The sequence below is a fragment of the uncultured Apibacter sp. genome (assembly GCF_946479295.1).
Lineage (GTDB): Bacteria > Bacteroidota > Bacteroidia > Flavobacteriales > Weeksellaceae > Apibacter.
This window is the reverse complement of sequence record NZ_CAMLFD010000024.1, coordinates 1-10,842: the sequence shown is the minus strand read 5'-3', so window position 1 is coordinate 10,842 and position 10,842 is coordinate 1. Positions and strand designations below refer to the sequence as shown.

The following is a 10,842-nucleotide window of genomic DNA, read 5'->3' as shown; positions in this document are numbered from 1 at the left end:
GGAAGAAAATTAATTATTAAATAATTTTAATTATGACTTTAGAAAAATAAAAAAAACTATATACAGAATTACAAAAAGAATTTGATGGTGTAAAAAGTATAAATTTTTCAAGAGAACTTTCAAAATTAAATGATGTAAATACATTTGAATTTCATGATACTAACACGAACAACATATATCAATACGAGATTGATCTTTTAAAAAGGAAGGGCTATTTTTCACTGCATTTACACCTAAATTTATTGAATAAACCATTTATGAAAGAAGTGAATGAAGTACTTAAAAAAGTATGGTTAGATGAGGATTTTATTCTAAAAGAAGACATTGGAGATAAATGATAAAATACGCAATGAAGATAAGAACTAGCAATTTTAGGTTAGCAATGTTAACTGATTGGCGTGATTTTAAAGAGGAAAATGAATCTTTGGCTGACTTTAAGGATCGATTTTCTATTTGGATTTGTGTTTTTGATGATACCAATGAAATCTCTAATTGGAAAGCGCAACAAGTGCAAAGTGTTTTATTTGCTGAACAATGGTTTTCAAATATTCAATCTAATCCGGAACAATGGATTATCGATAATACACACTAACCCGCTCTGTAACTTTTGAAAAAACAAAACCGAATTGTCGAATTGGATGAAAAATATAATTCTTTTTTAAAAAAATTGGAGCTGATTCTCGTAATGAGTTTATTTTCTTTTATAAGTATTTAACTGAATCGTAAAAACTAAGTGAAACAGGGAGTTCCTCTGTTAAAAAAGTGGATGCACTGGGTAATCACACTTATCAGCTGCTAATCGCCTCACCATGATTGAGCGCGTGGTGGCAGTCGTCAAGAGTTTACATTCTGCATTTCAATATGTTGGGTTATTATGATCAGAACTGTGGGCTATTTACCCTACAACCTCCAATAGAGTTAGCGGTATAGCATAAACTTATATAGTTATTCACCTAAATTCATTAACCTAGGTAGCTCCTTTGACTTGTTTAAAGTGACAAGCCAAACAAGTAAAAACCAACTATATTAACTCACTTCCCTGAAACTTGGGAAAACCTGAGAAAATTGACTGGTTTTTAGTGTATAATTAGTGAGCGAAAATAAATGCCAGATAAAATGAGTCATATTATTCAGTTAATAAAAAAGGGGTATAGACTGCCGCATGATATTGAAGTGGTAGCTTGTGAAATATATTATTCATCAAAAATACAACAAGTTAATATATGAAAGTATAATTAATGATTTTATCAATAGTGTGGTTACCTCTAATTACAATAATATTCCTGAAATAACATATGACTATATGAGCAGGTTAATTTACTCTGATAGAGATTTACTCTATGAAGAGTTTCTAAAAGTCATTCATTTATTTGACTCAATAAATATTTTCTTTTGTTTGGGACTGAATGAACCTCTTGATGTGATAGAAAAATCTGATGTGGCTATCGTGTTTTTCCTAAAAAAATATGGAAAATGGAGCAGGAACTTTATATCAAGCCATATTGAAAATAAGCAATGGTTGGCAGAGAATTATTAATTTAAAAGACATATAAATAAAGACGTAAAGATCACTCCTATCCTTCCAGCTTTTTTTTTATCTGCTAGCTTTGCGTATAGCCTGTCTCATTCAATGCGTTATGGAGCTTATGCACGGCATAAAGCTAACGGTTTATCGACAGATGATGGTGAGATGATTGGATTGGGGTAATATGAGTTATTTGGGCAATTGAAACACCAACCCAACCGAGGCCGGTGATATAGTCCTGATAAGATAGAGCAAAACTTGCGCTTTGCGGATCAATATCATGGCCAAGAAGCGGGTTTACATTACAACAACCAAATATATTTTAACATTTTAAAAAATTAAATAAAATAAATGAATTCTACAGAGCAAGCTTTAAAAGTATTAAAACTCTTTTTAACAGAAATGAAGACATGGGAAGATTATTGGTGTGAATTAAGATTTGCGAATTTTGGTTTAGGAGTCGATTATTCAAAAGAACAAAAACAAGAACTTGATGCCATTTACGAAAAATATGTAACGGTTAGAGAAAGAAAATGGGGAAGGCAGGCTGCTTTATCTACACGGTATCCATCAACATTTACTCCTGATGGTGAGATCATTAGTTGTGAATTAAGTGCCAATAATAAAAAAATACTAATTGAGGTTTATAAAAAATTTGATACGGGAGTTGAATACCAATATCGTTACACACTAATTTTTAAATATAAGAAATGGCTAGTTGATAGACGAGAGATGTTTGATTATTATGACGGTAAGTGGAGTAAGAGTAGTTTATAAATCATAAAATGGAAGAGAGAGATTATGCTCTTCCCAAATATATTTTGATGTTTAAAAAATTAAATAAAATAAATGAATTCTACAGAGCAAGCTTTAAAAGTATTAAAACTCTTTTTAACAGAAATGAAGACATGGGAAGATTATTGGCGTGAGTTACAATATGCGAATCTAGAGGTTGATTATACAAAAGAGCAAAAACAAGAAATTGATGCCATTTACGAAAAATATGTAACGGTTAGAGAAAGGAAATGGGGATTGCAGGTTGCTTTATCTACACAGTTTCCATCAACATTTACTCCTGATGGTGAGATCATTAGTTGTGAATTAAGTGCTAATAATAAAAAAATACTAATTGAGGTTTATAAAAAATTTGATACGGGAGTTAGATACCAATATCGATATACATTAATTTTTAAATATAAAAAATGGCTAGTGGATAGACGTGAAATCTTTCTTTTTAGTGAAAATAAATGGATCAAAGATTCTTTATAAATAATAAAGCGGAAGAGATGATCCAGCTCTTCCCAAATATATTTTGATGTTTAAAAAATTAAATAAAATAAATGAATTCTACAGAGCAAGCTTTAAAAGTATTAAAACTCTTTTTAACAGAAATGAAGACATGGGAAGATTATTGGTGTGAATTAAGATTTGCGAATTTTGGTTTAGGAGTCGATTATTCAAAAGAACAAAAACAAGAACTTGATGCCATTTACGAAAAATATGTAACGGTTAGAGAAAGAAAATGGGGAAGGCAGGCTGCTTTATCTACACAGTATCCATCAACATTTACTCCTGATGGTGAGATCATTAGTTGTGAATTAAGTACTAATAATAAAAAAATACTAATTGAGATTCATAAAAAATTTGATACGGGAGTTGAATATGAATATCGTTACACATTAATTTTTAAAAATAAGGAATGGCGAGTAGATATACGAGAGATGCTTGATTATGACGGTAAGTGGAGCAAGGATAGTTTATAAATCATAAAATGGAAGAGAATCGCAGATCTCTTTCTAATCTAAAAATAATTGATATCATCATCAGTGAAACACATGTACTATTTGGAAGCTAGAAAAATGAAAATGAATAAAACACCAAAAGACGAAATTATATCCCACATAACAAAAGTAATTGGCCTTTTGTTTGAAAAAAAAGAATTTGTGTAAAAAAACACATTTGAATTTCATAATAATACTAACAATATATACCAATACAAGATAGATATTTCAAAAAGAAAGGATTGTTTTTCATTGCATTTATGCCTAAATTTTTTCAATAAACTATTTATGAAAAAAAGTGAATAAAGTACTTAAAGAAGTATTATTAGATAAGGATTACGATTATACTAAAAGATGGAATGATAAAATAATACAAAGCACAATAAAATTAAGGATTAACGATTTTAATTTAGAGATGGTAACTGATTGGCGTGTTTTTAAGAGGAAAATAAATCTTTGGTTGACTGTAGAAATCTATTTTCTATTGAGATTTGTGCCTTTAGTGATATCAATAAAATCCATAATTGGAAAGAGTAAGTAGTGGAAATTGTTTTATATATGGAAAAATAGGCTTCGGATATTCAATCTAATCCGAGCAATGACTTTATATATATGTTTTTTTCTTCTTATATACTAAGAAACTCTGGAAATAGAGCGGTGATATCCCCCATTCCTACTCCATTGTATCGTTATGCTTAATGAAGTATAAAGCTAAATATCCGTTTTTGTTTAAAAATTAATCTCTTTTGTCTTACTTTCATTTAATAAATTTGTAAAACTGCAAATCCTTGACATTTTTAGTGTTTTTTCGTTATACAAACCTAAATCTTTAAGAATAATGTGGATTTTATTCTTTTTTAAAGATCGAAAAAAATTACAGAATTATCAATGTTTATTTAAAACGTTAAATAAAAATCAAGATAATAACATAGCTTTTTCACCTTATTTAATCCTATATGGAAAGGATTTATAAGGATGAATTTTTGTTATTTATCGTAATATAATTTGTAACTATTATTATATTTTAATAGTACTTGGATGAGTTTATTATTTATTCGGGGGATTGAATGGAATCTTCAGGTTCTTCAGGTTCAAGAATCGTTACATTTATATAATGCAAAGCTGGTTTTCTATTAATAGTATCAGATTTCGACTTACAATAAATTCTTTTAATAGCTTTTATATCATCTTCATTCAATTTGTATCCTAAATTTCCACGAATTACTTTAATAGCAGATATAGAACAATCTTCTTCAAATACAATTCGAAACACCGTCATCTTTCTTGTCTCCTTAACTAAATCAAATGTAGGAGTAGCTTTGTTATCTTCCAAGTCTTTTGACGTATTTGTTTTTTCCTGTCCAAAACAAAAAACATTAATACTTACTAAAAGCATAAGGACAAACAACTTTTTCATTTGTAGAATTTTCTTCAAAGTTAATGGTTTAATAATTGCCTCAAACTGCTTATTAAAAAGTTTCTGATAACAAGGTTATGATAACTGCTTTAGCATCCAAACAAATTTTATACTTACACGAAATATAATTTGAAAAGATTTTACTATTTTTTTGTTGTTTACTTATTTAACAGCTTCTCTATTAGTTCGTTTTTTTCCTGAATTATGCGCTCGTAAAGGGCTTCTTTTTCCGCATAAAGCTCTACTATTTTATCTATAGGATTGAAATTGATGGTAAGACCTATAGAAGCATCATGATTATTAAATGTATTTGCTACTAAATTCAAAGCTCCTTCATCATTATAATTTTCTATGGCTTCTACCGGAATTTTAAGTATCTGAGCTATTTTTTGCAGGATATCTTTTTCTATTTCTTCCTTTGCCTCTAGCTTAGACATCGTAGCTTGGGTTATGTTTAATTCTACAGCTAGAGTATCTTGTTTTACACCCAGCATTTCCCGTAGTCTTTTTACATTTCTCCCGTGGTGAACTTTTTTAGGCTCTATAGGTGTGTTCATGGTTTATCGCTTTCTTGTATAAGTTACAAAAGTAGGAAATAATACGCTAAAAATAAGACATTCTTATTTTGGGAATTTTATTTTCCAATACAGAATATTTTATCTTATTCTTTTATCATTACTTTGTCTGCATAAAGATACTAAAAATGAATATAGAATTCAATACAGAAATACAGGACTATATCAAGGATCTAAAGAAAGACCGTACCCTGCGTTTTATGAATACAGGAACTACTAATTATAAGCAATTGGGATTTACCTTGCTTTCGCTACTCAATACCTGTCAAACGCATTTATTTTCTTTGGAAAATAAGACCACAACGGAAGAGGAAAAAGAAGAAGTGAGGATTGATATTTACAATCTGCTGGAAATAGCTAAACACCTTCTCCCCCACATCGAATTTGAATTTTTGGATAGAGTGCTGAGGGAGTAACTCAATCTGTAATTTATATTACTTGCTTAACTAAGCTCATAATGTTTTTCAAATCTGGGTATCCGTGTATAATAATCTCTATTTCTCCAGCGTCCTACGGCAAAAATAAGATTATCGAGCTCAACAAATGCTTCCGAAAGGTTTAAATGCTCTCCCCCTCAAAGGGCGTCGTGAGCCTTTTTAAACTGACGGGTAAGTTCTTCTTCAGAAACAACTTTAATATCTGAAAATTTTTGTTTTACTGATTCATTTTGTAGGCTATTTGCTTCATATACAAATTTATAATTAGCAAGTTTTTAAATTCCAAACTGGGATATGTCGGGTTGGCTTATTTTACTGCTTTTCTCTTTATTTACTTCAAAATATTCGTTTTTTAACCCTGAAGTTATCCACACAAACGTAACATTATTGGGCAGAGCATAGGCATAGCTGTATGCCTGATTTATTGCCTGGAAAAATTCAGGCTCGCTAACCTCTTCCCTTTTGCATTCTACCAAAATATGGCTCATAACAACCGTCATCGTTATAAACAATCAAATCGGCTTCTTTTATTTCCGATCCAATCGTAACAGAAACAAATAGTTTAATACGTTCGGGTTTATATCCGTAATGTAAAATAAGTTTTAAAAAGGCCGCTGCCTGAATTTTTTCCTACGGATTAGAAGAAATTCTTTTTTATTTTTGATGTATTATATAGGTTATCGTACGTGTTTCTTTATCTAATTTAATAAGGTTATCTTATTATTGCTCTTTTAAATTAAACCTAATTCCATATAAATAAATTTTCTAAGCGAATGTAGTTTAAACTTTTTAGCAAAACAAAAGTAAACTAACCGTTATAAAGAGAAATAAATTTATATGCTATCTTATTATTTTTTAAATATTTAATTTGATGATTGGCTATATAGATAAGTATGTGTTGCAATTCGCGATTGCTCTACCCCCAATTAAGGATTAGATTTTCGCATTAGGATGTACCCAAGGATCTCTATGTTCCAAACATATATTTTATGTATGTAAATCCTTGAATTGGATTAGTTTTGTATGTCGCTACCTAAATTTATTTCATTAGGCATATAATAATATATTGGATCCCAATAATATTTATCCCTTTTATCAATATACCCTAATCCCGGCCAAGGTAAATGTGAAGACATAACCAGTTGTTTATTTTTAAAACAATCTTCCAATACTTGTTTTCTTGTACGGATAGCTTGCTCAAAATTAACATCAAATACTATACCCCATTCAGGATTTGAAATTAGTAATGGAGCATGAAAAATATCGACAATATTTTTGACCGATTTTCCTTCGGATGAAATAGTAAATATGGTGTGCCCCGGAGTATGGCCTGCCGCCAATTCTGTCTGGATTACAGTAAATAAGGTCTCTCCGGGGTGAAATGAAACTATTTTTTCCTTAATCCTATTTAAGACTTTCTTTGTAAAGTTGATAGTTGTGTTCCTTTGCTCAACAGTTAATTTGCTATTCGAGAAATCAGGATTATCTGACATCCAAAAGTCATATTCCTCTTTGGCAATATGATACTTTGCATTGGGGTACACTATTGTTCCTTCATTCGTAATAAGCCCTCCAATATGATCTCTATGCGCATGGGTAATCAAAATGTCCGTAATCGACTCTCTCGAGATACCTGCATTTTCAATATTATTTAATAACCAGCCTTGGTTCTCTCCAAAATGATTACCCATACCTGCATCTATTAAAATGATTTTTTCTTGTACTTTTATCAACATAACATTGATTGCTAAATCAATGGCCTTTTTTGTTGGATGAAACTTTTGTATCTCGACCATGAAATCTGATGAAGAAATGGCTGGAGCAAAAGTAGGTTGAGGTTTATCTATAGACATATATCCGTCTGAAAAAATATAAAAACTGATATTTCCTAAATTAACTTTTAAGCCTTCACTTTTAACCCGATCTATACTATCTTTTTTCATAGGATTATTATTTAAGTTAATACCCATTAATGCCGGTGAAACCATTATACTTACAGTTGAAATCATTAGTTTTAAAGCTCTTCTTCTGTCCATATTATTATTTTTTATACAAAATTATCTATTTAATCTACTATTAACAAGTACCTACTATTTTGTACCTTAGCTACTTAAAAGAAACTATAATTGATTATCAGCATAAAAAGAATTAAAATGATAGAAAAAAATATTGCAGAATCAGCTTGCGCAGTAGATTATGCTTTTAGAAGAATAGGTGGAAAATATAAAGGGCGAATATTATGGTATATTCATAATAATGAAGTATTGAGATTTGGCGAATTAAAAAAACGTATGACAGACATTACCACCAAAATGCTAACGCAAACGTTACGAGAGCTAGAAAATGACGGGCTCTTATCCCGAAAAGTTTATCATGAAGTGCCACCCAAGGTAGAATATAGACTGACGGATGTCAGCGAGGATCTGATTCCTTTTATTATCCAATTGAGGGAATGGGGCATCGCTCAGATGAAAAAAGAGAATATTCCAATACGTGAGCATGAAGCAAATAAGAAATAATTATTTCTTATTAAACTTGAATCCTATTGAAGAAATAATAGATGTGACTCTTTTATAGCTAATGAGATAGACAAAACTACCAAAGCTACAATTGAATATTTTTTGAAAGGAATATGCAATCTGATTAAAATGCGCGAATTTTCCATTTTGTTGGAATACTTTCTATGTGAAGAATAAAGAGACAACAATCTCTGCCAAAGCAACAATTAACCAAGCCTTTCAACTTAAGCATTATATGTAGTTAGGAGACGAATGTTTCTTGGCTTATTGGTTTGAATCACTCAGGATATGGAATTTTAAGATTTAAAAATTCTTGTTCCTACTGAATGAAAACTAACGTTTTATGAAGATAAATGAATTTTAGGTCATTTTTTCTATGAGTAAAAAGGTAATGATTCTAACAAATCAAACTCAAAACGAGTTAGAATTAAATTCCGGTTAACAATCGAGTAATCTGCTTCATACTGTATGAATTCTTTTACTTAGACTACAAAATTTTTATAAGTAATTATGTATTTCTTCATTTTCAATTTGTTAAGCATCAGATAGACAATATGCTAGCTAATTTAGTATTTAAAAAATCATTCATATACATAATTTTTAAATTAATAAACAGGGTAATAGGTGTAATCCTATTTTTCGGTGAATGATTCTATATTATTTTTAAATTCTATTCAATTGTCAAGGCTTGATTATACATTTCTCTTATTTTATATATATGCTTTAGCCTGTAAGGGTACCGTGCTATTATAAGGAATAATTGAAAACATCTCTTAAAACTTCATCACAATATTTTGTAGGTTCAAATTCAATTATTTGGTAACCTGCTATTTGGTTAGTATAAAACGGGTCTTGTGAAATAATATTTTCAACCTCTTGCCGATTGCAAGCCTTACATAAAATAACACCACCTATCCGTGGATGTTGTCTTCCAGATGTTATAAAGTTGCCCCTCTGATAGAATTTATCTAAAAACTGCTTATGGTCTTCTAAATAATTCTCGACTTCTCTCAACTCTTTATGATAAGTAAGTACCACAATAAACATGACTAATAAATTTTTATTGGTTATACAAATAATTTTTTAATACTCTTGATTTTGTGACAAAGATAAAATACCTTTGATATAAAAAAAGGGTTAAATTAATACTTTATAGGTATGAATAGTAACAGCCTTCATTATTTCAATGTATTGGCAGAAGAACTGCATTTTAGCAAAGCTGCACAAAAGCTACATATCACTCAGCCCCCATTGAGTAGGGCTATCAGACAGTTGGAAGAAGAATTGGATGTTAGATTGTTTGAACGCAATCAACGAAATGTAATGCTAACCCCGGCAGGCGAATATTTGAAAAAGAAAGCGGATTTCATTTTGCAAAATATCTTGGAAGCAAAAAAAGAAGTTAAACGGATAGCAACGGGAGCAAGTGGTATACTACAAATTGCTTATGTGGGTTCCGTATTTCCGCTAATTCTACCTATACTTAAAGATTTTACGCAACATTATCAAAATGTTCATTTACGGTTATCCCAATACACCGTTTATGAGCAAATCAAAATGTTAAAGAAAGGAGAAATTGATATTGCATTTTTGCGTACTCCAATACATACCGAAGACTTGCATTTGTGTGAAATATATCGTGAATCATTTGTTTTGATAACTTCTGACCAAAATCAATTTGATTTATCGGATAAGTCTGATTTTTCTTTCTTGTCTAAATATCCTTTTATTCTTTTTCCCCAATATTTAGCTAGTGGGTTGTATGAACAAATAATTACGATTTGCAATACGATGGGATTTTCTCTCAACATAGTGCATGATGTATATCAATTGGATGCTATTGTTCGAATGGTGGAATTAGATATGGGAATTGCCATACTTCCCAAATCAGCATTATTGGGAACAGCGGCTAAAGTGCGTGTGCATGAGTTAAATTTGATAAAACAACAATCTGTTATTTCCGCTTGTTATCATCCGGAAAACGCTAATCCCGTTTTGCATCGTTTTATTCAAAGTAAACTAAAATTATAGTGATGCGATAATTTAATTGAATAGCAAAACAGGTATAATTTCGAACCACTTATTACGCTTTCGCAAGGCTTAACTCTAGAAACCGACAGTCAAATGTTGGTATATAAATGTATTAAAACGACAGAAATTTATGCGAAACTCACACGGCAAAAGATTAACGAGGATATGAAAAAGTTAAGTAATCATATTGGACTGAAGTGTAAACTGATAATTTATATTGAAAATTAAAATAAATAGTATCTGATTTTGAATATAATAACTACAAACTTTGATTTAAAATCTGCTATTATATTCTATAATCTAAAGTTTTAAATAAATGCAGTATTTATATTTTAAGATATCTGTTATTTTTGAAGATTGGTCAATCTTATGAAGTATAGAATGTAAATTGTATGATTGATCTTATCAAATATGCCAAAATATTAATATGAAAGAGGTAAGAAATATTTTTATTGAATCTTGTAATAAAATAGCAGATTTAATACAAGATAAACATTTTAAAGCAATCCAAAAAGGTCAGATACTCAAAAAAAAGTCTAAAAATAAAGATATAGTTT

Annotated in this window: 14 protein-coding genes; 9 read left to right on the top strand and 5 right to left on the bottom strand. The window is 30.0% G+C overall.

Features of this window, described 5'->3' with window-relative positions; genetic code table 11:
- The first annotated feature begins 349 nt into the window (after positions 1-349).
- The 6 genes from Q0T35_RS10850 to Q0T35_RS10825 all read left to right on the top strand — a co-directional run bounded on the left by Q0T35_RS10850 (position 350) and on the right by Q0T35_RS10825 (position 3,847).
- Positions 350-592, top strand: coding sequence for a hypothetical protein (locus Q0T35_RS10850; protein WP_295843087.1), 243 nt, complete (start codon positions 350-352; stop codon positions 590-592).
- Positions 593-1,303: 711 nt separating this feature from the next.
- Positions 1,304-1,537 (top strand): hypothetical protein, encoded by a 234-nt coding sequence (locus Q0T35_RS10845; protein WP_295843085.1) that lies wholly within the window; start codon positions 1,304-1,306, stop codon positions 1,535-1,537.
- Between the two features lie 339 nt (positions 1,538-1,876).
- Complete coding sequence (locus Q0T35_RS10840) at positions 1,877-2,302, top strand: NTF2 fold immunity protein (protein WP_295843084.1); 426 nt, start codon at positions 1,877-1,879, stop codon at positions 2,300-2,302.
- Positions 2,303-2,374: 72 nt separating this feature from the next.
- A complete protein-coding gene (locus Q0T35_RS10835) occupies positions 2,375-2,794 on the top strand; it encodes an NTF2 fold immunity protein (protein WP_295843083.1) in 420 nt (139 codons plus the stop codon).
- A 71-nt stretch (positions 2,795-2,865) separates the two neighbouring features.
- On the top strand, positions 2,866-3,288 hold the full coding sequence (locus Q0T35_RS10830) for an NTF2 fold immunity protein (RefSeq protein ID WP_295843082.1): 423 nt from the start codon (positions 2,866-2,868) through the stop codon (positions 3,286-3,288).
- Between the two features lie 316 nt (positions 3,289-3,604).
- A complete protein-coding gene (locus tag Q0T35_RS10825) occupies positions 3,605-3,847 on the top strand; it encodes a hypothetical protein (protein WP_295843081.1) in 243 nt (80 codons plus the stop codon).
- Positions 3,848-4,357: 510 nt separating this feature from the next.
- Here Q0T35_RS10825 and Q0T35_RS10820 read toward each other — a convergent pair.
- Positions 4,358-4,723 carry a hypothetical protein gene (locus Q0T35_RS10820; RefSeq protein WP_295843079.1) on the bottom strand — a complete coding sequence of 122 codons (366 nt, stop codon included), beginning with the start codon at positions 4,721-4,723 and terminating at the stop codon, positions 4,358-4,360.
- Between the two features lie 158 nt (positions 4,724-4,881).
- Positions 4,882-5,280, bottom strand: coding sequence for a helix-turn-helix transcriptional regulator (locus tag Q0T35_RS10815; RefSeq protein ID WP_295841490.1), 399 nt, complete (start codon positions 5,278-5,280; stop codon positions 4,882-4,884).
- A gap of 146 nt (positions 5,281-5,426) precedes the next feature.
- On the opposite strand from Q0T35_RS10815, the gene Q0T35_RS10810 reads away from it, so the two are divergent.
- On the top strand, positions 5,427-5,714 hold the full coding sequence (locus tag Q0T35_RS10810) for a hypothetical protein (protein WP_293919314.1): 288 nt from the start codon (positions 5,427-5,429) through the stop codon (positions 5,712-5,714).
- A gap of 296 nt (positions 5,715-6,010) precedes the next feature.
- Here the strand turns inward: Q0T35_RS10810 and Q0T35_RS10805 are convergent, their stop codons facing one another.
- Both Q0T35_RS10805 and Q0T35_RS10800 read right to left on the bottom strand, forming a co-directional pair.
- Complete coding sequence (locus Q0T35_RS10805; protein WP_293919315.1) at positions 6,011-6,235, bottom strand: type I restriction enzyme HsdR N-terminal domain-containing protein; 225 nt, start codon at positions 6,233-6,235, stop codon at positions 6,011-6,013.
- 513 nt (positions 6,236-6,748) lie between these two features.
- Complete coding sequence (locus Q0T35_RS10800; protein ID WP_293919316.1) at positions 6,749-7,771, bottom strand: MBL fold metallo-hydrolase; 1,023 nt, start codon at positions 7,769-7,771, stop codon at positions 6,749-6,751.
- A gap of 117 nt (positions 7,772-7,888) precedes the next feature.
- Here Q0T35_RS10800 and Q0T35_RS10795 point away from each other — a divergent pair, with 117 nt between their 5' ends.
- Positions 7,889-8,254, top strand: coding sequence for a helix-turn-helix domain-containing protein (locus Q0T35_RS10795; RefSeq protein ID WP_293919317.1), 366 nt, complete (start codon positions 7,889-7,891; stop codon positions 8,252-8,254).
- A 747-nt stretch (positions 8,255-9,001) separates the two neighbouring features.
- On the opposite strand, the gene Q0T35_RS10790 is transcribed toward Q0T35_RS10795, so the two are convergent.
- The gene (locus Q0T35_RS10790) at positions 9,002-9,301 is read right to left on the bottom strand and encodes a YciI family protein (protein WP_295812022.1); all 300 of its coding nucleotides are present in this window, start codon (positions 9,299-9,301) and stop codon (positions 9,002-9,004) included.
- Positions 9,302-9,412: 111 nt separating this feature from the next.
- On the opposite strand from Q0T35_RS10790, the gene Q0T35_RS10785 reads away from it, so the two are divergent.
- Positions 9,413-10,285: a LysR substrate-binding domain-containing protein gene (locus tag Q0T35_RS10785; protein WP_295812019.1), complete on the top strand. Its 873-nt coding sequence runs from the start codon at positions 9,413-9,415 to the stop codon at positions 10,283-10,285.
- Positions 10,286-10,842 lie beyond the last annotated feature (557 nt).

Coding starts and splice junctions, on each gene's coding strand:
- Q0T35_RS10850 (WP_295843087.1), top strand. CDS start 350: ATGAAGATAAGAACTAGCAATTTTAGGTTAGCAATGTTAACTGATTGG.
- Q0T35_RS10845 (WP_295843085.1), top strand. CDS start 1,304: ATGAGCAGGTTAATTTACTCTGATAGAGATTTACTCTATGAAGAGTTT.
- Q0T35_RS10840 (WP_295843084.1), top strand. CDS start 1,877: ATGAATTCTACAGAGCAAGCTTTAAAAGTATTAAAACTCTTTTTAACA.
- Q0T35_RS10835 (WP_295843083.1), top strand. CDS start 2,375: ATGAATTCTACAGAGCAAGCTTTAAAAGTATTAAAACTCTTTTTAACA.
- Q0T35_RS10830 (WP_295843082.1), top strand. CDS start 2,866: ATGAATTCTACAGAGCAAGCTTTAAAAGTATTAAAACTCTTTTTAACA.
- Q0T35_RS10820 (WP_295843079.1), bottom strand. CDS start 4,723: ATGAAAAAGTTGTTTGTCCTTATGCTTTTAGTAAGTATTAATGTTTTT.
- Q0T35_RS10815 (WP_295841490.1), bottom strand. CDS start 5,280: ATGAACACACCTATAGAGCCTAAAAAAGTTCACCACGGGAGAAATGTA.
- Q0T35_RS10810 (WP_293919314.1), top strand. CDS start 5,427: ATGAATATAGAATTCAATACAGAAATACAGGACTATATCAAGGATCTA.
- Q0T35_RS10805 (WP_293919315.1), bottom strand. CDS start 6,235: ATGACGGTTGTTATGAGCCATATTTTGGTAGAATGCAAAAGGGAAGAG.
- Q0T35_RS10800 (WP_293919316.1), bottom strand. CDS start 7,771: ATGGACAGAAGAAGAGCTTTAAAACTAATGATTTCAACTGTAAGTATA.
- Q0T35_RS10795 (WP_293919317.1), top strand. CDS start 7,889: ATGATAGAAAAAAATATTGCAGAATCAGCTTGCGCAGTAGATTATGCT.
- Q0T35_RS10790 (WP_295812022.1), bottom strand. CDS start 9,301: ATGTTTATTGTGGTACTTACTTATCATAAAGAGTTGAGAGAAGTCGAG.
- Q0T35_RS10785 (WP_295812019.1), top strand. CDS start 9,413: ATGAATAGTAACAGCCTTCATTATTTCAATGTATTGGCAGAAGAACTG.